Source organism: Ignavibacteriales bacterium, from assembly GCA_015709675.1.
Classification (GTDB): domain Bacteria; phylum Bacteroidota; class Ignavibacteria; order Ignavibacteriales; family Ignavibacteriaceae; genus H2-BAC3.
The window spans coordinates 2,520,085-2,544,451 of record CP054182.1 but is presented as its reverse complement, the minus strand read 5'-3'; the positions used below and the strand labels follow the sequence as shown (position 1 = coordinate 2,544,451).

Below are 24,367 nucleotides of genomic sequence, written 5' to 3'. Positions count from 1 at the left end.
AAACTTTTCCCTGAATCTATTAAATTTTGGTAAATCTGGAGGAAGAATGACCATTACGGCTTCTATGAACAAGTTTTTTAGAAAATCAGAACCCCTTGTTTTGAGGTTCCTCGGGTTGATATTGCTGGGTACTGCTTTTCTCAAATTATATTCACCAGATGAATTGGCGTCTGTCCTGATCGGGCTGACAACTTCGATTCATTTCGGTGCTGGTTTTATCTCTGAAATTAGTTTTCTGGTTATCACATCAGAGTCTATTATCGGTCTGTTGCTGATTTTTAAACCGACTGAGTTTATTTCTGTAATCTCCGCATTATCCCTTTTTGTTCTGTTCCTCGCAGCCAACGCTATTTTTTTTTCTAATTATCCCACCATTAAATTATTACGGAAAAAAATTGCCTAATAATAAAGGAGACTTCCTTATGAAAAACTTTCTTTTCAACCTGATAATTGGTGCTGTTATTGCCCTCGCAATTTTCAGCTCAGTTACCACAATCAACTATCTCAGAGAAGATAAGGTGTTGCTGGCGACGGGCAACTGCCCTGAAACTTATCAGGCCTGTCAGGAAATAATATATTTAGAAACTGAAGATGGCTGCTGGAAACTCGAGAATGACTGTTGCGTTCGTAAAAATGTCGGAACACCCCAGCAACCTACAACATGTGACGGACTATATTCCAATTGTTTAACTCTTTACTGCTGGTAGCAAATGACGAAAATTAATTATAAGGGAGCTAAAAGCTCCCTTATACTAATACTTTTTATTTTATCTGCTGGTTCTGAAGTTCTTTTAACACAGACTATCAAGGATGATAATGGACAATACTATCACAAACTTGATATCAATAATTACCTTGCATGGTTTTCAACTTCAGGTACTCATTTTTATTACAATCCAACAAATCAATATGGTCTGTTTTGGCCAGGCGGAAGATATGCATTTAAGGACTATGGTGGTCCATCAGGTTTTACCTTTTTTGGTAAAATGAATGACGAACTTATCGTAAATCGTTTTAGTTCAGGAATTTATCTATCACCAGGGGTTATAACCTCAAATGGAACCTCAGAAGACAGAAACAATCCCTCGGTCAGAGTTTTTAAGCTGCAGCGGGGTTGGGAAACAATGCCTATTGGTGAGCTAAGAAACTATTATGAACTTGATTACAATGAGTGGCCGGTAAATAAAGGTGCTCCCTGGGAGGATACTGACGGTAATGGAATATATACACAAGGTATAGACAAACCAAAAATCAAAGGGGACCAAATGCTTTGGTTTTCCGGAAATACAGCAGACACCAGTTTTTATCCACTGATACCCGCCAATAACCATTGGGACGAAGGTGTTAAACTGGAAGTGCAAATGTCAGGGTATGGTTTTAACAGAAGCAATATTCTGGCAGATGCTATTTTCAGGGAATATCGTTTCATAAATAAATCCGGGACTGCGCTCGATTCTTTTTTTATCGGAATTCATCATCAGATTGGCGGAGGAGTAGTCGGGGAATACAAATCATTCGATTCTCTCCGACAGATGCTTATATCTTATAACATCCGTTCAAGTGTATTTCATTTTGATATACCCCCTGCATACGGTACTCTGGTTCTTGTATCACCTAAGAAGTACTCTCCTGGTCATTCCGCACTGACAACCACAGGGAAAATACCCGACTACAAAAATTCAGAAATCTATTCATTCAGACCAAAATTTGATTTTGACACTGCTTATTTCCCAATCAGGAATCTTGACCCAAGAAAAATTCTGATGAACAGATATACTGGTTTGGCGCCGGATGGTTCAAAATTCTATAATCCGGTTACCGGTAATGATACAAAACATTTTTTTACCGGAGATCCGGTTACAGGCAATGGTTGGAATGAAGGAACACCCCTTCCTGCGGGAATTTCAGGTCCATCCTTTGTTATGTACTTTTCCTTTGGTCCCCTTTATATGGCAGATATGGATACACTTGATATAGTTCTATGTGAACTTGCCGCACAAGGGACTGATAATATAAACAGCATTGAAGTACTTCGTAAAAAAGCTGATTTAATTAAGCGCGCCTACGAAAATAACTTCCTCACTCCCCCTGCTCCTCCTTCTCCGGAGGTTAAAATTTATGAAGAAGAAGGTAAAGTTACTCTCTGGTGGAATGACTCCGCTGAGAGTTATGATATTGAGGATTTTATGATTACCGGGCAGAACCTGAACGATACTACCTACTCATTCGAAGGTTACCGCATCTGGCAGTTTGCTGACTCACTCGGCTCTGACCCAAGAGAAATTGCCCTGTTTGATCTGGTAAACGGGGTTACCGTTATTGAAGATAACATTATCGCCAATGGTCTGGCCGTTAAAGCTCCTGTTATTATCGGTAAGGATAACGGTATCAGAAGATATATCTCCATCACTAAGGATATCTTCTCCGGCAGTAACCTGATTCCGGGGCTCCCCTATTACTTCGGGGTTACTGCTTATTCTCATAACCCCTTCTCCTCCCCCTCCTTTACCGAAAGCCCGGTTAAGGTATATACCGTCTTTCCCGGAAGAAAGAAGATTGATTTCTCCTCTCCTTACTCTCAGGGAGAATCTCTCCAGGCAGTGCAGACTCTGGGTTCTTCAAACAATGCCCAGGTTTCTTTCAAAATTATTGACCCGGCAAGCGTTAAGGACGGCATTTACCATATCACCTTCTCAGGTAACCCTAAGGATTCTGTCTATTACTCAGTTACCAACACCACCACCAATGAACTGGTGCTCAGTTCCTCTGTTGATTTTTCTGCTGACACGCTTAAGAAATCCATTCAGCAGGGGTGGATGGTTCTGGTTAATGACCCTGACAGAACACAGATGAACCGGCTCCCTCCTGAGCAGAGACCTTTTGGTATCTCTCGGATTTACTCTCTTTCCCCTCAGGGCAGAGAGATTCTGTGGTTAATACCGGTGCAGGTTCGGCAGGAACCGGATGGGAAATCAGGTCGAATAATATCCAGATGATTGATCTGTATAACAACATTGGCAAGAGTGACTACGAGATTCGTTTCACAGCTCAGGGGAGTCAGTATTATTCTTCCGGTTATTCAGGCGGGCTTGAGTTTCTGCTGAGCAATGACCCCCTGGCAAAAGGCAGAGTTCCCTTTGAGGTGTGGGATGTTACCAGAGGGAAACGGCTGAAGATTAAGATTTATGATAACATTACCCCGAGAGATACTCTCTGGACTCAGCGCAACAGCACTAAGGACTGGGAGAGGTTCTACTGTTTTCTTGAACCCGATGGCATCTATGCTGAGCCGTTGCCCTCTTCCTCAGGGGTGCTTAGCAAGAGTGATATTCTCTTTGGTGAGATTACCCTCAGAGGCAGTCTTCCTCCGGAGGGTACGGTTATCAGGATAGATACCTATAAACAACTGATGGAGGGAGATCAGTTTACCATTGAGCTCAAAGCTGCTGAGTTTAGTGATAAAACCACGGCACAGCAGAAAACCGGAGAGATTAGTGTTTATCCGAACCCGTATATCGCCTCCAACAGGGCAGAGTGGGGGCTGGGCAGAGTGATGCGCTTTACCGGTCTGCCGGAGCAGGCGGTTATCAGGATATATACGGTGGCTGGAAGATTAGTTACCACACTCCGGCATGATGATCTGTATAACCAGTATCTTGACTGGAACCTGACCAATGAGCAGGGGCAGAGAGTGGCTGGTGGTATATATATCGCCCATGTTGATATGCCCGGTATCGGCTCTAAAGTCCTCAAACTGGCGGTTATTCCGGAGAAGGAGTTTTAATTTGTCCGTTCATAGAGAAGATGACTTAACCCGGTATCACAATACCGGGAATAACCATAAACTAACAAGAAGGAGACCACTATGAAAAACAAATTGTTCAACCTGATAATTGGTGCTGTAATTGCTCTTGCAATCTTCAGCTCAGTTACCACAATCAGCTATCTCAGAGAAGATAAAGTGTTGCTGGCAAGTCATTGCCCGGATACATACCAGGAATGCTTTCAGGCAACTGAATTCAGGTGCTGGGATCTTGAAGGTGATCAATCAGAAGGATGTTGTAGATTAACTTCAAGAGAAAAATGTCCACAGTACAATAATTGTCTTGATCTGTATTGTTGGTAATTTATGTTGAAACCTCTTAAGGCAATTTTTCTTTTAACATTCTTTAACACCGCCTTGCTATCACAGCCGGGCGGTGAATATAATTCTTATGGTCACCACTTCAATTATCTCAGCATCAATCAGTTCAAGCTATGGATAAGCAATGATGGTAATCAGTTTCTTGCACCAGATAAAAACTATGGAGATAGAGGTGGGTTGTTTTGGCCCTCTGGTGAATATGCAAATAAATTATTCAGCGGATATCATGCTACGATGTGGGTTGGGAATCTCAACAATAATTTTGTTATGCCACGATATGCATTAAGAAAATTTCTTAAACCAGGTCCGGTTGAACTTATTAGTGAAAAGCCAGATGACACAAGATTCAGAATATATAAAGTCAGAAAAAACTGGGAAAAATTTCCTTTTGGAACCATCCGTGATCAATTTGAACTTGACTATAATGAGTGGCCAGTTGAATTTGGAGCCCCATGGGAGGACAGGAATAATGACGGAGTTTTTACAAGAAACCTGGACCTTCCAAAATATTATGGTGATGAACAACTTTGGCATGTTTCTAATTTTGCAGATTCAACCTTTTTCCCTTTCCCCGATTTGTTTTATGGTGATGCTTCGTTAAAAATTGAGCAGCACACACTTGTATATGCTTTTAACCGTTCTAATTTTCTGAATAATGTAGCAATTATTGATTTAAAATATATTAATAAAGATTCTTCTCCTCTGGATTCTTGCTTTATATTATCAGCCGGTCATTTTTTAACTTATTCAAGAGATGATTCAATAAACAAACCCTTTTGCGGCGTTGATACTCTGCTGAACCTTATGTATGGTTATAATAAAACTAATCGTCACTATCTTTACGGCACTCCTCCACCGGCGGGGGGGCTATTAGTGCTCTCTTCTAAAATAAATTCGGATGCGAGTACTGAATTAGGGCTATATTCTTTTACTATGCCGCTTGTATATGACACAAATTATTTTTCATTTTATGGTATCAAACCTGCCACGCAATACTATAATATGTCCAGAGGATTGTTTGATAACGGTTCTCCTATTATAAATCCAATAACTGGCAAAAAAACACGCCATCTTTTTACTGGATACCCAGAACTAAATGAAGGATGGCTTGCCAAACAAGGTATAGCTCAAGGAATTGAAAATTGGTCAATCGGTTCAACTTTTAGATACTCCCTCGGTCCCGTAACCTTCAACCCTTCAGATACCATTCATATTGTTCTTGCGGTTATTGCTGCACAGGGTACTGATAATATGAATAGTCTTGAGTTGTTACGGCAAAGAGCTAAACTCCTTAAACGTGCCTACGAAAATAACTTCCTCACTCCCCCTGCTCCTGCTTCTCCGGAGGTTAAAATTTATGAAGAAGAAGGAAAAGTTACTCTCTGGTGGAATGACTCCGCTGAGAGTTATGATATTGAGGATTTTATGATTACCGGGCAGAACCTGAACGATACTACCTACTCATTCGAAGGTTACCGCGTCTGGCAGTTTGCTGACTCACTCGGCTCTGAACCAAGAGAAATTGCCCTGTTTGATCTGGTTAACGGGGTTACCGTTATTGAAGATAACATTATCGCCAACGGTCTGGCCGTTAAAGCTCCTGTTATTATCGGTAAGGATAACGGTATCAGAAGATATACCTCTGTCACTAAGGATATCTTCTCAGGCGGTAACCTCATCCCCGGGCTCCCCTATTACTTCGGGGTTACTGCTTATTCTCATAACCCCTTCTCCTCCCCCTCCTTTACCGAAAGCCCGGTTAAGGTATATACCGTCTTTCCAGGAAGAAAGAAGATTGATTTTTCATCTCCTTACTCTCAGGGAGAATCTCTCCAGGCAGTGCAGACTCTGGGTTCTTCAAACAATGCCCAGGTTTCTTTCAAAATTATTGACCCGGCAAGCGTTAAGGACGGCATTTACCATATCACCTTCTCCGGTAACCCTAAGGACTCTGTCTATTACTCTGTTACCAACACCACTACCAATGAACTGGTGCTAAGCTCCTCTGCTGATTTTTCTGCTGACACTCTTAAGAAATCCATTCAGCAGGGGTGGATGGTTCTGGTTAATGACCCTGACAGAACACAGATGAACCGCCTCCCTCCTGAGCAGAGACCTTTTGGTATCTCTCAGATTTACTCTCTTTCCCCCTCAGGGCAGAGAGATTCCATTGTGAACACCGGGGCTGCTGCTTTGGGTGGGTGGGAGCTGCGCAGTAATAATATCCAGTTGATTGATTTGTATAACAACATTGGCAAGAGTGACTATGAGATTCGTTTCACCGCTCAGGGTAGTCAGTATTATTCTTCCGGTTACTCTGGCGGGCTGGAGTTTCTGCTGAGCAATGACCCCCTGGCAAAAGGCAGAGTCCCCTTTGAGGTGTGGGATGTTACCAGGGGGAAACGGCTGAAGATTAAGATTTATGATAACATTACCCCGAGAGATACTCTCTGGACTCAGCGCAACAGCACTAAGGACTGGGAGAGGTTCTACTGTTTTCTTGAACCCGATGGCATCTATGCTGAGCCATTGGCTTCTTCCTCAGGGGTGCTTAGCAAAAGTGATATTCTCTTTGGTGAGATTACCCTAAGAGGCAGTCTTCCTCCGGAGGGTACGGTTATCAGGATAGATACCTATAAACAACTGATGGAGGGAGATCAGTTTACCATTGAGCTGAAAGCTGCTGACTTTAGTGATAAGACCACGGCACAGCAGAAAACCGGAGAGATTAGTGTTTATCCGAACCCGTATATTGCCTCCAACCGGGCGGAGTGGGGGCTGGGCAGAGTGATGCGCTTTACCGGTCTGCCGGAGCAGGCGGTTATCAGGATATATACTGTGGCTGGAAGATTAGTTACCACACTCCGGCATGATGATCTGTATAACCAGTATCTTGACTGGAACCTGACCAATGAGCAGGGGCAAAGAGTGGCGGGTGGTATATATATCGCCCATGTTGATATGCCCGGCATCGGTTCTAAAGTCCTCAAACTGGCGGTTATTCCGGAGAAGGAGTTTTAATTGAAATTTTTATTATATTTAAACTGTTTAATTCATAGGAGACCCGTATGAAAAAGCTGTTTCTTTCATTCATGTTCTTTGCTGTTCCCCTTTTTGCACAGAACGGAACATCCGCTGCTGAGCATCTGCTTCTTCCTGTATCAGCATCTCTTTACGGCATGGCAAATGCTGATATTGCTGCAAATGAGGGAATTAATTCCTTTTTTTATAATCCGGCCGGTGTGCATGGTGATTTTGCAACCATAACAGGAATGTTTTCCTATATGCGGCTGATTGCTGATATGGGGCTTTCTTACACCTCCGTTGCCGCCAATTTTGGCAATTATGGCAGTATGGTTTTCAGCGTAAAATCTCTGGAGGTTGGTGACATCCCTGAAACCACTATTGATATGCCCTACGGAACCGGCAATTTTTTCAGCCCTTCCCTCGTGGTTAACAGTCTCGGATATTCTAATACCATTGGAAATAACCTTTCACTCGGCGGCTCTGTGAACCTGATCTATGAAAAAATAAAAGCAGCCGAAGCCACCGGCGTTTCCTTTGATATTGGTTTTCTCTATAAAAATGTTGGTTCGGTTCCCGGACTTTCCGTTGCGGGAGTAGTAAAGAATTTCGGTCCTGCAATGCAGTTTGACGGCTCTGATCTGCTCATTACCGCGCGGGATACTGTCGGGACACGCGGCCCTCGCATCGTAAAAATCTCCACAAACGAAGATGAGCTGCCTTTAATCACAGAACTTGGTGTTACTTATAAAACCGTGCAGTTTGAGAACTATGGAGTGCGCGTCAGCGGTTTATATTCCGGAAGCAGCTATACTGAAAGTGAGATTCGCCTTGGAACGGAATTCAGTTATAATAATCAGTTTTTTCTGAGGGCAGGGTATGCGTTTCTGAACAGCGGAAGTGATGAAGACCGTAATATATACGGCCCTGCATTTGGTGCGGGGGTGCATCTTAATTATCTGTTTGATATGAAGGTTGACTACGCATACCGCAGTGCTCGTTACTTTTCATCCCAGAGTATCATCACCGTGCAGCTTGGATTCTGAGAAAAATGAACCGTAACTAAAAAAGTGATTATTTCATCCTGCTGCGTTTTTGAAGATAGGTATATAATGCTTTGTCAAAAGGCACTGAGGTATCAAGCAGGTTATAGTCAATGCCCGCCTGCTGGCATCCTGTTTTAATTTCTGTGGTATATCGGGCGAGTGCTTCGCGGTATGATTTTTTAAGCTGATGCGGCTGAACCGTCATCTCATCCCCTGATTCAAGATCAACAAAAAGAGAGTCACTGTCAAAATTGAAATTCCGTTCGAAGGGGTCAAGTGTATGAAACACTACCACTTCATTGCCTGTTGAGCGAAGTTCCCTGAAGGTCTTCAGCAGTGATGCCGGCTCATCAAAAAGGTCGGATATAATAATGATAAGACCGCGCCGGTGAATCTTTTCTGCAACCAGTTTCAGTGAGCCGGCGGTATCAGTTTTTTCTGCTTTGGGAATTTTGCTGAGGGTTAAAAGTATTTCTTTAAGATATATCTCCGCTGCGCGCGGAGGCAGATACTTATGGATCACATCTGAATAGAGAACCAGCCCGGCGGCATCTTTCTGCTTGATCATCAGATATGCAAGAGCCGCGGCAAGTGTGGCTGCGTAATCAATTTTCCGGACGGTGCTCCCCTGTTTATATTCCATTGACGCGCTTATATCCAGCAGGATATTGCAGCGCAGATTGGTTTCTTCCTCATACTGCTTAACAAAATAACGGTCGGTTTTACCGAACACTTTCCAGTCCACATCCTTCAGCGAATCCCCCTGCATATACGGCCGGTGCTGGCTGAACTCAATGGAAAAGCCATGATAGGGACTCTTGTGCAGCCCGAGAAGAAACCCTTCTACAATAAATCTTGCCCTTACTTCAAGCGAAGCAAGTTTGAGTACCGTTTCAGGATTAAGGAATTTTTTATAATCAATTCCCTCCTGTTTCATCAGGGCTGGGTTACCTGATTAAGCAGTTCTTCCGGTGATTTGCCCATATTCTCCAGTTCTGACTGAGCTGAGGAAAGCATCTCATGATCCGGGTACTGGGCGATGAATTTCTCGAATGCCTGCTTTGCTGCCGGATACTGTTTCATTTCGTTCGCAAGAATAAATCCGGTCATAAAAAGTGCCAGCGGAGCTTCCTTGCTGTCCGGATACTTTTCATATACTGAAGTGTATGAAGTGATGGCTTTCTGATAAGCATCAATATCAGTTACCCCTGGCACCAGTTTTGCCTGATACAATTTTGCCATTTCAAAAAATGCTTCAGCCGCCAGAGGGGCCTCGGGATATTCTTTGGTAAGTTCCTCATAAAGCAGCACCGCTTCTTTGTATTTGTTCTCCTTAAGGAGATTTTTGGCTTCGTCCATGTAGGTGGCGGCATTTTTCTTTGAGCAGCCGGTTATAAAGAGCAGCGAAACAAATAGTGTGATAAAAAGGGATTTCATGTTCTTCCGAATTTTTGTAAAAATCAGCCCTAAACTATTGAATAACAGCTTTTCCGGCAAGGTATTTAGCGGTATTCTGCCCCTGATCTTCACGGTTTCTGCCCCCTGAATGTCAAATGGTGTAAGCCGATTCCACTGCCTCCTCTCCCCTCTTTTTCTTACATTTGGATGAAACTTTGCGCGAATTTACCCGAAACATATTATAGATATAATTATTGTTTACCATGAGAATTACCAGTCTGCTCAGAACCCTCTTTATCGTAATAATTTTCATTTTCCCCGGATGTGCATCTGAAAGCCAAAAGCCGCTGGCGGATAAAATTGCCCTCACGATAAAGGATACCTCCCGGTTGTATTCCTTCACCAACAAACGCTTCAGCCAGTTGAGCGGCGAAACTAATTCCCTTTATACAGACGGCTGGCATGGATGGACTTTCCGTGAGCAGAGAGTTTTTAATGATTTCTACTTCGGGGAGAATGAGCAGGTTTTTGACCGGAAGAAAGCAGTTTCAACAGTTACCCCCTATGACCTGACCCGTGATTATGGCTCGGTGATCGAAATGATTGCCATGCCCGACTCCCTTGATGCAGTCTTCGCCCTTCTTTCCAGCGGGGAGGTGAATTCCATGACCATTCTCAATCTCGGGCTGAAGGATTTCACCCTGAAAAACGGCTATCTCGCCCTCTCTTTAACCAGCAAGGTGCCTGGTTACACGCTATATATTAGAAGCAACAGAAAAATTGCCTCAGCCGCTGTCTCCGGACAAGACCTGATCGTGAAGTTCACGGGAAAAGGCACAGAAACAAAAGTACTCTTTTTTGCTTCTGAAAATGACCAGAGTGAAGCTGTTTTCGCGAATATCGAACAAAGGATTGTAACGAAGAAGAACCGGATCGAAGCGCTGCTTCAGGCAAATGAAATAAAAACCAATGACAAGAATTTTGATCAGGCATATCTCTGGGCAATTGCCTCCGCGGATGCTTTAGTTACCGAACAGCAGTTAAAAGGTATCTTTGCCGGGCTCCCCTGGTTTAACAACTATTGGGGACGCGATACCTTCATCTCACTCCCCGGTGCGGCAATTCTCCCCGGCAACCTGAAGGATGCCCGCAATATACTCCTCTCATTCGCCAAATATCAGAATCTTGATAAAAGCGACCGATTCTACGGCAGGATTCCGAACCGGATTACCCTGAATGAAGTAATATATAACACTGCGGACGGAACTCCGCGCTGGGTTATTCAGGCATACAATTATTATAAGGCAAGCGGTGATGAGGATTTCCTGAAACAGATTGCAGGAAATATCAAGACCGCGTTTGAAGCAAGTCTGGCAAACTTTACTGATATAAACGGCTTCATCACTCACGATGATGCTGACACCTGGATGGATGCGAAAGGTCCGCAGGGACCATGGTCCCCCCGCGGCAACCGTGCAAATGATATTCAGGCGCTCTGGTACCAGCAGCTTGATATAACCGAGAAGATTTCCTACATGACTCAGGATACCATCACGGCTCTCCGCGCTGCTATCCAGAAGCAGAAACTGGTTCTTAATTTCGAAAAGTTCTTTTACGATGAAGCCGGCAAGCGTATATATGACCACCTGAACGCGGACGGATCACCTGATCTGCAAATGCGGCCGAATATCTACCCGGTATTAAACGCATCCGGTTTGATCTCAGACTACCGCAAGCGTATGGAAATCATTCTCAACTCTGCACCGGAAATCATTTCCCCACGCGGTGTGCTCTCACTTTCATGGAAGGATGAGAATTTTCATCCATATCATCAGAATCCGCCATACTATGTCAAGGATGCTGCCTATCATAACGGCATCATCTGGCAGTGGACCTCAGGCCCGGCTGTTTCCGCTATGGTATCTCACGGTTTCGCAGATTCCGCCTGGGTGCTTATCGAAGAGCAGACCCATCAGATTCTTCATAGATGGGGTGTAGGAACTCTTGCTGAACTTTCCGACGCAATGCCCCGTAATGGAGAAAAAGAACCGCGGCTTTCAGGAACCTGGTCGCAGGCATGGAGTCTGGCTGAGTATATACGCAATATCAATGATGACTTCCTCGGCTGGCATCCTGATGCACCGGGCAATGCCGTATATCTTCTCCCCTCACTGCCGAAAAAGCTGACAAAAGTTGAGTTCAAAAAGCAGTTTAAGGGAAATACCCTTTCATTTCTCTATGATTATAATCAGTCGCAGTGCCGTATAACCGTCCGCGGTGAAAAAATAGACTCGCTGATTGATATCGGCATCGCATTAATCAATTATGCAGGTTCAAATTTCCAGATTAAAACTGATATACAGCAGGATGATATCCTCACCCTTGAGGTTCCCTCCTACGCAAGAACCAATGCCAACATGAATGTATTCAGGAACGGAAGCAATATTTCCGTCACGAATGATTTTTATGCTGACCCGCAGGAAAATCAGTCGTTCTATTCCCGTTTCCGCTTTGCACAGCCGCAGATTGTTGCCGGGCTGAAATCACTCCGTGGTCCCGATTATGAACTCATTCCTCATCATGTCGTTAAGGCAGATAACAAATCAGCCAAACCGCTGATCAACGCTAATGACAAACTGAAAGATGAAAAATATCAGTACCCGCTTAATCCGAATTTCCCTGCCGGAATTCTTGATATTGAATCGTTGAACATAACTGAGAGCGATTCACTGTACCACTTCACGGTAAAGATGGCTAATCTGCACAATCCCGGATGGCATCGGGAATATGGTTATCAGCTTACTCTGCTTACTCTGCTGATTGACGGCGAGGGGTATGACAAATCAGCTCTCTCCCCCATAAACAGCAAATATACTGTGCCTTCTGACCGCAAATACAGCAGATCGGTTATTGTAGGAGGCGGATATGAAGTCCGCGATGCAAAAGGCAAAGTACTGGCTGCGTATATGCCCAAACCGGAAGATATCGCAAATCCGCTTGGCAGTGTTTCTGAGAAAACCATTTCATTTTCAGTCCCAAAGCGTTTAATAGGTGTCATCACTGCTAAAAGCAAGATCACTCTGCTTTCAGGCGGGCAGGATGACCATGGCGGAGCAGGCACCGGTGAATTCCGTGCCGTTGGCAAGAAAGCTGAAGAATGGAGTGGAGGCGGAAGATCAAAGGATTCTGATGACTTTGTGTATGACATCCTTTTAATAAATTAGCACAATGAAATTACTCTTATTTATATCGCTGCTTATCTGCAATGCCTTCAGCATACAGCAGACCATTATAATGGAGTCTGGCAGAATCCCCTACGCTGATACTATTCTGGTCACCATGCCGGATAAAGAATTTGAAAATGAAAAACTCCCCGCTGTTTTTCTTCTGCATGGCTGGTCCGGTGATTTCCGGCAGTGGGATAAAATTACTGATCTGCAGCAGCTTGCTGACCAGTATTTGTGTTATATCATCTCCCCTTCTGGTTTTTATGACTCATGGTATATCAACAGTCCCGTGCGCGAAAATATACAGTATCAGAGTTACTTCATAAACGAACTTCTTCCTTTAATGATCAATACATTTAATATAGATTCAAAAAATGTATTTGTTTCAGGATTAAGTATGGGAGGTTTCGGAGCATTATCACTTCTTCTTCATTACCCGGATAAAATTAAAGCAGCAGGAAGCACCAGCGGAGTCCTCGACCTCACCCATTTCCCCAACCGGTGGGGTCTTGAAAAAGTGCTTGGTCAATACAAAGATTACGGTGAACGATACTATGTATATTCACCAATGGGAAAATTAGTTGTATCCTCTGCATTTATAAATAAAATAATTATTGACTGCGGCACAGAAGATTTTGCCTATGAAGTAAACAGGGAGTTTTATAATCTCGCTAAGCAGAAAAAATTTGATATCCAATTCATCAGCCGTCCGGGGGGACATACCTGGCAGTACTGGAAAGAAAGCATCCCCTACCATTTTCTTTTTTTCAGCCGGCAGTTCACATCATACGATAACAAAGAAAAATAATTGAATGACCATAAGGCCTTCTCTCTTAAAGTTCGCGAAATATAAACCAGTATTTATCTATTTATTATTACTCCTGCTGCTTCAGGGATGGGGCAATACCGGACACCGCACCATTAATAAAAAGTCAGCCGAGTGTTTCCCTGCAACCATGAACTACCTGACCGGCTGGGCTGATTCCCTATCCGCCCATGCATCCGATGCAGATTACCGAAAAAGCGATGATCCCAATGAAGGACCCAAACACTATATAGATATTGATAACTATCCGACGTTTGTTAGCTCAGGTCGTATTCCCCATGATTATGATTCAGTTGTGGCAATCTACGGACAGAGTTTTGTTATTGATCAGGGAACGCTTCCCTGGACAATTTTAATAACCATGGATTCACTCACTGCAGCATTCCGCAGAAATGATCTTCACCGGGCTATGCTTCTTGCTTCCGATCTTGGCCACTATGTCGGTGACGGACATATGCCGCTGCATCTGACTAAAAACTATAACGGGCAATTAACTGGTCAGTCAGGAGTACATTCCCGTTATGAGTCAACAATGATTAACCGGTATATCTCCTCAATCGTTTACAATACTACTTCCGCGGAATATATTCCTGATGTGAAAGAATATACCTTCAGTTTTATTTATGAAAACTACCGTTATGTAGATTCTGTCCTGTACGCGGATGCTCAGGCAAAAGCCATATCAGGCAGCACATCAAGCAATCAGTATTATCAGAAACTATGGGAGTATTCAGCAGGGTTCACAAACCAACTCTTTTCCAATGCATCTGACCGGCTTAGTTCCCTCATATATACAGCATGGAAGAATGCAACTACCCCTGCTTCTGCGGGCTCACTGTATCAGCCTGAAATATTCAGGATATCAGAAGTTTTCCCGAATCCCTTTAACAGTATGACATCTTTTTATCTTCATGCTCCTTCAGCCGGTGAAGTAAAGGTCTCATTATATTCACCCGCAGGCGACCTGCTCACCTCATTTATCCAGACAGTTTCATCCGGAGACCGGGAGAGAGTGGTTTTAGACTTTAGTACACTCTCAGCGGTCAGCGGGGTTTATTACCTTTCGGTATCAGGAGGCGACTCAAAAAGCGTCAGGAAACTTGTTTATCTCAAATAGTCCATAGTCGCCCCGCCTCTGATTCGTCTGCCGGTTCTGGTCAACTTTCATCATATTACAGAACCAAACTATTACTTATATTTAGTCAATAGTAATTGGATTATTCATGACATTGTTAAACGGAATTAACCAGCTCCTGCTTTTCATATTCCTTCTGATGGGAATCGCCGCATTGTCATGGCATCTTACCGAAAAGACCCTGAATTTCTTCCGCAAACGGAGAGTTAAACAGAACGAAGCTGCCAACCGGCAGACACTACAGTCCCATTTAACCCAAATGCCCATAATCACGCAAGCCCCGATGCAGATCCCCTATTATCAGCAGCAGGCGCCTCCCCCTCAGGCACCTCAGATGATGTATGATCCGGCACCTCCGCCGCCTCAGGGATATTACTATGAGCAGCCGCATCCCCATGCCTACGAGGAGCAGGCTCAAATGCAGCGTCCGCCGATGCGGGCATTTCATGCCACAGAACCGGCAAACTCGGAAGATGAATACGACGAAACAAAAAAGGGAAATAAATACCGCGATTTCGTCGCCAGGAATTTCAAATAAATCCCCGATTTACTATATTTGTTGCTCTGAAATTTTTCAGACTCGGGCTCATAGCTCAGTTGGTTTTGTGCAGTCCCGACACATCGGGACGGGTCGGAGTTTAGAAAAGTTTGTTTGGGCTCATAGCTCAGTTGGTTTTGGGCAGTCCCGACACATCGGGACGGGTCTGAGTTACAGAAAAAGTTTGTTTGGGCTCATAGCTCAGTTGGTTTGGGCAGTCCCGACACATCGGGACGGGTCGGAGTATAAAAAAAGTTTGTTTGGGCTCATAGCTCAGTTGGTTTTGGGCAGTCCCGATACATCGGGACGGGTCGGAGTATAAAGAAAGTTTGTTTGGGCTCATAGCTCAGTTGGTTTTGGGCAGTCCCGATTCATCGGGACGGGTCGGAGTTTGAAAAAAAGTTTGTTTGGGCTCATAGCTCAGTTGGTTTTGGGCAGTCCCGATACATCGGGACGGGTCGGAGTTTGAAAAAAAGTTTGTTTGGGCTCATAGCTCAGTTGGTTAGAGCAGCTGACTCATAATCAGCGGGTCGGAGGTTCAAGTCCTTCTGAGCCCACATTAAAAAGCCGTTACACTTGTAACGGCTTTCTTATTTTATGTATTACGTTTATATCATCAAAAATAAAGATAATCGCCATTACATCGGTCAGACGAATAGTCTTGAGTACCGGATAGAAATGCATAACAAGAATTTGGTTAAAAGTACCCGAAATCTGGGACCTTGGGAATATGTAATCACTCGCCAGTGCAATTCCAGATCCGAAGCCATGACCCTGGAACTCCAGCTTAAAAAAATGAAAAACTCAAAAAAAGCGATTGAATACCTTACCCCCCAAAGTTACCCCGACTAGTCGGGGCCGATACTCGGGACGGGTCGGAGGTTCAAGTCCTTCTGAGCCCATCATATACCAAATTTTACAATAATTACATTTTTATTTAAAGCAGGTTGGAGAAAAATTAGAGACAATAATGGCATCTGGGGCAGCAGCGATGGTGAGCTATTAGATTTTCAAAACCCCTGTTTTTATAATTTGTACTTCACTATTCTATATTAGTTTGTATATTATCGCCCCCAGCAGTGCTGAAACCGGTATGGTAAGTATCCATGCCCAAAGCAGGTTCAGTGTCACTTTCCAGCGAACCGCTGAGAGTCTTTTAATAGCTCCCGATCCTATAATACATCCTGTGATTGTGTGTGTTGTGCTGACAGGTATTCCTGCAAGTGCCGTTCCGAACAGCGTTATCGCACCGGCTGTTTCTGCACTGAATCCTTCGAACGGCCTCAGTTTGGTAATCTTCTGCCCCATCGTTTTTACTATCCGCCATCCGCCTGACATAGTTCCCAGTGCAATTGCCCCATGACAGGACAATACCACCCACAATGGTATTTCATCCGTCTGCTGAAGGTGCCCGGTGGAAACGAGTGCGAGAAATATCACTCCCATCATTTTCTGCGCATCATTGGAGCCATGCCCCAGACTATAAGCCGCTGAAGACAGCAGCTGCAGCCGTCTGAAATATTTGTCAACCTTAAACGGAGCTGCATTTTTGCATATATGCAGTGTGGCTATGCTCAGCAGCATTGACGCAATAATTCCAATTATCGGGGCAAGGAAAATAAAAAGAGTAATGGTTAGAACCGAACTCATATATACTGCCGCAAATCCAGCCTTAGCAATTGCCGCACCGGCAAGGCCGCCGACAAGAGTGTGAGATGAACTGGATGGAATTCCAAGCCACCAGGTAAGAAGATTCCAGATTATCGCGGAAATAAGCCCTGCAGTCACAACCGAGAGGTCAACAACATCCTGGATGATCAGCCCTTTGCCGATAGTGGTTGCCACATGCAGTCCGAACGCGACAAATGCAATAAAATTAAAGAATGCGGCCCATCCAACGGCAAATCTTGGAGAAAGTACTTTGGTCGAAACAACTGTGGCGATGGAATTTGCCGCGTCATGAAATCCGTTAATGAAATCAAACGCGAGCGCGAGAAAAATAACAAAGAGGAGTATATAACTGTATTCCAATGTTTTCCGCCGTATCCGGGATATACCTGATTATGAGTTCTTGATGAGTATCTGCGTAATCACATTTGCTGCTGACTGGCACTTATCAGCCGCGTTCTCAAGGATATCAAGGATTTCTTTTTTCTTAAAAATGGTGAGAGGGTCGGTTTCTGTCTGGAACAATTTCTTAAGTTCCCGGCGGTAAACATTGTCAGCTTCGCTTTCCAAATCCCTTACTGCCTTGCATTCATCAATGTTCTCATGACGGTTGCTCAGATCCTGAAGAACTCCGTCTAATTCATTTATCTGCATCAGAACAATGTTTGCCAGTTCCGATGCCCCTTCGATCCGGCCGGTAACATTATAAGTATCAACTCTCACCGCCGCTCCGAAAAGATTATCACCAATTGCGTTCAGCCGTTTCACCAGAGCAAAAATATCTTCCCTGTCAAAAGGAGTGATAAATGTCTTATTAAGCCTCTTCACCACTTTTGAGGAAACTTCTTCACAGCGGTTCTGTATTGGCTTTAGTTTGAGATAAATGGCGGGGTCATAGGTCTCCGCAGCGAAGAATTCCAGAGTGATCTTGGCACCTTGCTGAGTGTAAGAGATTATCTCCCTGAAATCCTCAAAATACTTTTCTTCCTTGGGTAGTAACGATTTTAGCATATACCCGGAAACTCCTTTTTTTCGACAAATTAATTTACTCAATTACTGCATACAAACCCGGTAAACCATAAAAAAATGGTGTGATCCATTATACTTGATTTAATTATCTAAAATACTATATTATTTACTGTATTAGTTAAATCTTTGCTTTTACCCCATATTTTCTGCGTTAATCGTGTGGCGCAGAGACTCAGGAGATGATTTTATGAGGATTTTCAGGATACCGCTGTATGCAGTCTTGCTTGTACTGCTGGCAGGTAATCTCTATTCCCAAAACCGGCTGCTGAATTTCCAGGCATTACTTAATGATGCCGACGGAAACGCTGTAACGACCGGTACATACCCAATTACCTTTACCCTTTATGATGACGGTTCCGGAGGTAACCCTGTCTGGACTGAGACTCAGCAGGTATTTATTCAGGACGGACTGTTTTCAGTGTTATTAGGCGGAGTAACGCCTCTTAACCTCATATTCGATCAGCCTCTTTGGCTGGGTATTACCGTTGGAGATGATCCGGAACTCACCCCGCGTCAGGCAATAAGTGCAGTCCCCTATGCTCTCAATAGTTTGCAGGCTAATGATGTTGCCGGCAGGGATATTAATCCCCGGACAATTGTAATTGGAGGTAATACCGTAATCAATGAGAATGGTCAATGGACTGGCGATACTCTAGGTTTAAGAGGCCCTCCTGGTCCTCAGGGACCTCCCGGATTACAAGGTGATCCCGGTCCTCAGGGGCCACAAGGTCCGCAAGGCAACCCGGGTAATGATGGCCAGCAAGGCCTTCCCGGTCCTCAAGGACCGCAAGGTAACCCAGGTAATGATGGCCAGCAAGGCCCTCCTGGTCCGCAAGGCCCGCAAGGCAACCCAGGAAATGACGGCCAGCAAGGCCCTCCCGGTCCGCAAGGCCCGCAAGGCAACCCGGGAAATGACGGCCAGCAAGGACCTCCCGGACAACAGGGGCCTCCCGGTCAGCAAGGACCGCAAGGTAATCCTGGTAATGATGGTCAGCAAGGCCCTCCCGGACAACAGGGACCTCCTGGTCAGCAAGGACCGCAGGGTAACCCTGGTAATGATGGTCAGCAGGGGCCTCCCGGTGAACGGGGACCTCAGGGCGAACGCGGTCCGCAGGGTAATCCGGGTAATGATGGTCAGCAAGGACCTCCCGGTGATCGGGGACCTCAGGGCGAACGCGGCCCGCAGGGTAATCCTGGCAATGATGGCCAGCAAGGACCTCCCGGTGATCGGGGACCTCAGGGAGAACGAGGACTTCAGGGTGAGCGCGGTAATGATGGCCAGCAGGGACCTCCCGGTGATCGGGGACCTCAGGGAGAACGCGGCCCGCAGGGTAATCCTGGCAATGATGGCCAGCAAGGCCCTCCCGGTGAACGGGGGCCTCAGGGAGAAAGAGGACTTCAGGGCGAGCGTGGAAATGATGGCCCGCAAGGTCCACAAGGTGAACGTGGGTTAAAAGGAGACCAGGGACCGCAAGGTAATCAAGGTCCTCAAGGAGATCAGGGTCCGCAAGGAAATCAAGGCCCTCAAGGTGAACAGGGTCCGCAGGGTGAACGAGGCCTTAAAGGTGACACTGGTCCTCAAGGGCCTGAAGGTCCGCAGGGACCACAGGGTCCGCAAGGCCCTCAGGGTAATAACGGTACAAGTTTATATACCTGGATTAAGTACGCGGATGATTCGCTTGGCACCGGTATGAGCGATCAGCCGAGAGGAAAAGCCTTTATGGGAGTCGCATATAACAAACCTTCACCTGATGAGTCAACGAATCCTCTGGATTACGAATGGATTTCAGTTCGCGGTCAGGGTAATAATCCTCCTGGCGGAGGCAATAGTGCAATGCCCACTGGCACAATCCTTATGTTCAGCGGAAGTACCATCCCGGACGGCTGGAAAAGAATTGAACTGACCACAGAGTCAGGCGCTAAATTATCCTTCGGTGATCAGAAGGTATTTTACATTATTAAGGAGGAGTAGTAATCATGACACTCCCCAAAATGTATTCTGTTCTGATGACTTTTATACTCTGCAGCAGTTTTGCTTTTGCAGGTAGCTCAGACAGTACCACCGGATTTTCTCTCAAGTGGGCCGGCTGGAGAAATTTCTTTATTGAAAGTTCATCTCCGGGATATCAGATACGCGGCGCCATGGGTGAATTCCTTTCGGGTGTGAGCACCGGAAATTCCAATACGTTATTAGTCGGTACTATTAACGGACTTGGTATTCTCACGGGCTCTCTTTCTGATATGGAAGTACCAACAACCATGGCATTGTATCAGAATTTCCCGAATCCGTTCAATCCCGTCACCACCATCAGATACAGTATATCCTCCCCCGTTACTGTACGGTTAAAGATTTTTGATATACTGGGAAATGAGATCAGAACATTGGTGAATGAATATCAGCACAGCGGAAATTATGCTGTACAGTTTAACGCAGCTTCTCTTTCATCTGGTATTTATATTTACCGTCTTGAAGCAGGTAAATTTGTTTCAGTGAGAAAACTGACTCTTCTTAAATAGTATATAAAGCCCGGCTTTGACCGGGCTTTTTTTATGCGATATCTGCCTCAGTAAGAAGCTGAAGCTGCTCGTCAGAAGGATTCAGAATGCCTGCTATCCTGTTTTCCTGGCGGGTTATAATGTCCATCAAAAGATTTCTGGCGGTTCTGCCATTTCCGAAATTCTTATCTCGTGAGGTATAAATAAATGTAAGTTTCTGGAAGAGTGCGTTTCTTCCTTCTTCACTGAAACGGTAACCGCTTGAATGTGCCATGATTTCGGTCATACTCAGCAGCTGCTCAGGTTTGTAATCTTCAAAAGTGAAAACATTTGTAAACCGCGATGTAAGACCAGGATTTGAATCCATAAAGGCCTGCATCTCATTGGTATATCCGGCTGCGATTACAATAAACTGCCCTTTGTAATCTTCCATCCGCTTCAGCAGGACGTCTATTGCCTCCTGGCCAAAGTCGCTTCCTCCTCTTGCAAGCGTATATGCCTCATCAATAAAGAGAGTTCCGCCGAGAGCTTTCGTAATTACCTCATCTGTTTTGAGTGCGGTCTGTCCGGAATAACCGGCAACCAGTTGTGCACGGTCAACCTCAATAAGCTGCCCTCTCTCAATAATGCCAAGTTCTTTGAATATACTGCTCATGAGCCGGGCAACTGTGGTTTTACCTGTACCGGGATTGCCAAGGAAAACAGAATGCAATGGTTTTTGTATTACCTGCAGTCCTCTTTCCTTTCTGACCTTTGCTATCTTCAGACTATTAATCAGTTTATCCACTTCCGCTTTCACTGATTCAAGACCAGTAAGTGAATGTAGATCATCTATAAGCTTCATCAGTTTAACAGGATCACCTTCAACAGCACCTGTTGAGGGTTTAGCCGTCTGAGGCAGAACTGTTTTAATATCTTCCGGAAGAATGGAGGATTTAGCTTCATCTGTCAGTAATGTCACATCCATCTCACTGAGACGCAAATTCATCTCCCGTATTACCTGGTCAAAGGTGTTCCTGACCAGGCGTGCATTGCCAAAGTTTTTATCTCTGCTTCTGTATAATTCATTAAAATGATTAGCAAGCATTGTTCTTGCTTCATCATTCAGTTTCACTCTGGAGGATTTACACATACGGTCAAAAATTTCCATCATCTCCTGAGTTGTATAATCTTCAAAAGTGAAAATTCTCGTAAAACGGGATTTTAACCCCGGGTTGCTTTCCAAAAATGATTTCATCTCTTCCGTATATCCCGCGGCTATTACGATAAACTTACCCCTGTCATCCTCCATCCTTTTAAGCAGCACATCAATGGCCTCCTGCCCAAAATCTCCGCTGCTTCCTTTCTTTACAAGTGTATATGCTTCATCAATAAAGAGAGTTCCTCCCATGGATTTATTGATAAGAGAAGTGGTTTTCTGGGCAGTTTCCCCTACATGAACCGCAACCATCCCCTGCCTGTCTGTCTCAATTAACTGCCCTGCCGGAAGAATACCAAGCGCTGAATATATTTTGCTGATGATGCGGGCAACGGTTGTTTTTCCCGTGCCTGGATTCCCGAGAAATAAAATATGTGAAGAAAATTTATTCCCCAGATCCTCACCTGACTCCCTGTAAAACTTCGCAAGTTTTATCATCTCAGCCACATCACGCTTAACTGATGAAAGTCCCGTCAGGCGGTTCAGTTCAGTCATTGCTTCAGAAAGCTGTTCTTCATTTAACGGAGCCTGATAACTCTTTTTTGCAGATCCTGCAGAAAATATTTCAAGAATGTCTTCACTGCTGATAGTAGTGAGCTTTTCTTTGGTTCTGTCTATCTTCGTCAGTTTTAAATACCGGCGGCTTACCTGCATTTTAGCATCTTCAAAAACCTTCCGCACCGTTCTGGCATTGCCAAAATTTTTATCTCTTGAGCGGTAGAGTCTGGTAAACGCTTTTTGTAAATCGGTCTCTGCTTCTTCAGTAATCCGGTAATCTTCATCAGCTATCATTTTCCTGAATATCTGCATCATCTCGTCAGGTGTATAGTCTTCAAACATGAAATGATGCGTGAAACGGGATTTCAAACCAGGATTTGCCTCAAGAAAGTCATTCATCTCATCCGGATATCCTGCCGCAATTACGAAGAACTCCCCTTTTTTATCTTCCATTCTTTTTAGAAGTATATCAATGGCCTCTTGTCCAAAATCATTACTCTGCCCTTTTTTGACCAGAGTATAAGCTTCATCAATAAATAGGACATTTCCGAGAGCATCTTCTATAATCTTATCTGTTTTTTGTGCCGTCTCACCTACATATTGCCCGACAAGCGATGACCGGTCAACTTCAATCACCTCACCCTTGCTCAGCAACCCCATGCTTTTATATATTTTTCCCATCAGCCGGGCTACGGTTGTTTTGCCGGTTCCCGGATTGCCGAGAAATGTTGCATGAACACTAATATTTTCCTGTGCCTTAAGGCCAAGCTCTTTTCGCTCCTTCACAACTTCCAGATAATCAACCAGTGCCCTGACGCTTTCCTTAACACTGCCAAGTCCTATGATACTGTTCAGTTCTTCAAAAACCTCTTCGAAAGTGACTGTTGTCTCAGCTGAAGTATTTTTTTCCTGCTTCTTTTCAGGGACGGGTACTTCTGAATTACCCAGACTGAAGCTTCGGCTTAGTACTTTCTTTCGATTAATAAAGAATTCAAAGCGCGCATTCCCCTTCTTCCAGAGATGGTTGTCTGAAAGCCGTATTGTCTCAGGAAGTGTATATTGTTCCCAGTCAGCAGGAATCTTTGCTGTCACTGAAGACTGTTCAATGATATCTTCATCCTGAAACCATGCATAGAAACAGTTGAATTCAGAATCTGCTTTTCTATAGTTCGGATTCTTCAGAAAAATCTGGATACCTATTTCAGGCATTTTATTAAAATCAAATTCAAGAAGATTTTTCGACTGTTTATTATCCCTGTCCTCAGAGGCATTAAAAAGAAGAACTTTCTCTACGATTGCTTCGGGAGTGTGATATATCTCCAGCGGATCAGAAAAATTTTCCTCTTTTTGAGGTATTACAGTTTTAACTTCTGATAGTTGCTTCTCTTTAATTTTATTGAGCGCAAAGGTAAGTGCCAGGAATTTCTCTTCATTCCCTAATTCTGATTCATATTCCTCTATTTTATTTTCAAGCACTGAAAGCTGATTCATTTTCAGCATTGATTCAAGCTGAATCAGCTGAAACTCTTTCTTAGCGGTTCCTTCTTTGCCAGCTAGTTTGTTTGATAAAAAGAGCGAGCACCAGTATTCTTTTTGTCTGAGTGCATCCTCTGTTATCTGGTAATAATCAGCCGGATTGGATTTATCCCCTTCCCTTATGCACTTCTGAATAGCACTGAAATACTTTCTGAGAGATTTCCATGCAGGGTTTGCGTTATTGTCAATAATCAGCCCGAGTTCATAAAAACTCATTGCCCTGTCAATCTCTCCGATGCTTGCCAGCGACTTCGCTTTGTTCAGATAGGTCCAGGCAAGCAGTTCTTTCTGCTTCCCTTCCGTCATGTTGAAATCATAGATAGCAGCTTCGAAACTGCTGAGACGCATCTGCACATATCCCCGGTACATTTGCGTAAGAGTGCCTTGTGCTGAGCAGTTACGCGACCTGTCAAGATATTTTTGGGCTGTGTAAGGATCTCCGTTTTCCAGTGAAGCCCATGCATAACAGATAGCCGCGTCTGCATTATCCGGAAGTTCATCCTTTATCTGTTCCGATAGCGAAAAGGCAAGGCGGAATCTTCCTTTCCACAGATGTTCGAATGCCTCCTGCAGCCGGGAGGACTGAACTGAACGCTCTTCCATT

The 24,367-nt window shown here is 44.4% G+C and carries 19 protein-coding genes and 1 tRNA gene; 15 read left to right on the top strand and 5 right to left on the bottom strand.

Annotation, left to right across the window (positions count from 1 at the left end):
* Positions 1–46 precede the first annotated feature (46 nt).
* The 7 genes from HRU80_09580 to HRU80_09550 all read left to right on the top strand — a co-directional run bounded on the left by HRU80_09580 (position 47) and on the right by HRU80_09550 (position 8,214).
* Entirely contained in the window at positions 47–403 is a 357-nt protein-coding gene (locus tag HRU80_09580; protein ID QOJ29121.1) for a hypothetical protein, read from the top strand.
* A gap of 19 nt (positions 404–422) precedes the next feature.
* Positions 423–707, top strand: a complete 285-nt coding sequence (locus HRU80_09575) for a hypothetical protein (GenBank protein ID QOJ29120.1) — start codon at positions 423–425, stop codon at positions 705–707.
* A gap of 3 nt (positions 708–710) precedes the next feature.
* Entirely contained in the window at positions 711–2,996 is a 2,286-nt protein-coding gene (locus tag HRU80_09570) for a hypothetical protein (GenBank protein QOJ29119.1), read from the top strand.
* Complete coding sequence (locus HRU80_09565) at positions 2,930–3,784, top strand: hypothetical protein (protein QOJ29118.1); 855 nt, start codon at positions 2,930–2,932, stop codon at positions 3,782–3,784. Before HRU80_09570 ends, HRU80_09565 begins: the two co-directional genes overlap by 67 nt.
* A gap of 81 nt (positions 3,785–3,865) precedes the next feature.
* A complete protein-coding gene (locus HRU80_09560) occupies positions 3,866–4,126 on the top strand; it encodes a hypothetical protein (protein ID QOJ29117.1) in 261 nt (86 codons plus the stop codon).
* Between the two features lie 3 nt (positions 4,127–4,129).
* Positions 4,130–7,165 (top strand): hypothetical protein, encoded by a 3,036-nt coding sequence (locus HRU80_09555; GenBank protein QOJ29116.1) that lies wholly within the window; start codon positions 4,130–4,132, stop codon positions 7,163–7,165.
* Between the two features lie 47 nt (positions 7,166–7,212).
* The gene (locus HRU80_09550) at positions 7,213–8,214 is read left to right on the top strand and encodes a PorV/PorQ family protein (protein ID QOJ29115.1); all 1,002 of its coding nucleotides are present in this window, start codon (positions 7,213–7,215) and stop codon (positions 8,212–8,214) included.
* Positions 8,215–8,242: 28 nt separating this feature from the next.
* Here HRU80_09550 and HRU80_09545 read toward each other — a convergent pair whose 3' ends face one another.
* Positions 8,243–9,151: a DUF58 domain-containing protein gene (locus tag HRU80_09545; GenBank protein ID QOJ29114.1), complete on the bottom strand. Its 909-nt coding sequence runs from the start codon at positions 9,149–9,151 to the stop codon at positions 8,243–8,245.
* Positions 9,151–9,651, bottom strand: a complete 501-nt coding sequence (locus tag HRU80_09540) for a tetratricopeptide repeat protein (protein ID QOJ29113.1) — start codon at positions 9,649–9,651, stop codon at positions 9,151–9,153. The genes HRU80_09545 and HRU80_09540 overlap by 1 nt, the downstream gene beginning before the upstream one ends.
* Before the next feature lie 224 nt (positions 9,652–9,875).
* On the opposite strand from HRU80_09540, the gene HRU80_09535 reads away from it, so the two are divergent.
* The 6 genes from HRU80_09535 to HRU80_09510 all read left to right on the top strand — a co-directional run bounded on the left by HRU80_09535 (position 9,876) and on the right by HRU80_09510 (position 16,190).
* Positions 9,876–12,836, top strand: coding sequence for a hypothetical protein (locus HRU80_09535; GenBank protein ID QOJ29112.1), 2,961 nt, complete (start codon positions 9,876–9,878; stop codon positions 12,834–12,836).
* A 4-nt stretch (positions 12,837–12,840) separates the two neighbouring features.
* The gene (locus tag HRU80_09530; GenBank protein QOJ29111.1) at positions 12,841–13,647 is read left to right on the top strand and encodes an alpha/beta fold hydrolase; all 807 of its coding nucleotides are present in this window, start codon (positions 12,841–12,843) and stop codon (positions 13,645–13,647) included.
* 4 nt (positions 13,648–13,651) lie between these two features.
* Complete coding sequence (locus HRU80_09525) at positions 13,652–14,782, top strand: T9SS type A sorting domain-containing protein (protein QOJ29110.1); 1,131 nt, start codon at positions 13,652–13,654, stop codon at positions 14,780–14,782.
* A 106-nt stretch (positions 14,783–14,888) separates the two neighbouring features.
* Positions 14,889–15,338: a hypothetical protein gene (locus HRU80_09520; GenBank protein ID QOJ29109.1), complete on the top strand. Its 450-nt coding sequence runs from the start codon at positions 14,889–14,891 to the stop codon at positions 15,336–15,338.
* A gap of 483 nt (positions 15,339–15,821) precedes the next feature.
* Positions 15,822–15,895, top strand: a tRNA-Ile gene (locus HRU80_09515).
* A 40-nt stretch (positions 15,896–15,935) separates the two neighbouring features.
* Positions 15,936–16,190, top strand: coding sequence for a GIY-YIG nuclease family protein (locus HRU80_09510; GenBank protein ID QOJ29108.1), 255 nt, complete (start codon positions 15,936–15,938; stop codon positions 16,188–16,190).
* 195 nt (positions 16,191–16,385) lie between these two features.
* Here HRU80_09510 and HRU80_09505 read toward each other — a convergent pair whose 3' ends face one another.
* Both HRU80_09505 and HRU80_09500 read right to left on the bottom strand, forming a co-directional pair.
* Entirely contained in the window at positions 16,386–17,369 is a 984-nt protein-coding gene (locus tag HRU80_09505; GenBank protein ID QOJ29107.1) for an inorganic phosphate transporter, read from the bottom strand.
* Between the two features lie 30 nt (positions 17,370–17,399).
* The gene (locus HRU80_09500; GenBank protein ID QOJ29106.1) at positions 17,400–18,017 is read right to left on the bottom strand and encodes a DUF47 family protein; all 618 of its coding nucleotides are present in this window, start codon (positions 18,015–18,017) and stop codon (positions 17,400–17,402) included.
* Positions 18,018–18,222: 205 nt separating this feature from the next.
* Between HRU80_09500 and HRU80_09495 the strand changes: the two genes are divergently transcribed.
* Together HRU80_09495 and HRU80_09490 are read left to right on the top strand one after the other, a co-directional pair.
* Positions 18,223–20,007 (top strand): hypothetical protein, encoded by a 1,785-nt coding sequence (locus tag HRU80_09495; protein ID QOJ29105.1) that lies wholly within the window; start codon positions 18,223–18,225, stop codon positions 20,005–20,007.
* 5 nt (positions 20,008–20,012) lie between these two features.
* Entirely contained in the window at positions 20,013–20,552 is a 540-nt protein-coding gene (locus tag HRU80_09490; protein ID QOJ29104.1) for a T9SS type A sorting domain-containing protein, read from the top strand.
* 31 nt (positions 20,553–20,583) lie between these two features.
* On the opposite strand, the gene HRU80_09485 is transcribed toward HRU80_09490, so the two are convergent.
* A complete protein-coding gene (locus tag HRU80_09485) occupies positions 20,584–24,366 on the bottom strand; it encodes an AAA family ATPase (protein QOJ29103.1) in 3,783 nt (1,260 codons plus the stop codon).
* Position 24,367 lies beyond the last annotated feature (1 nt).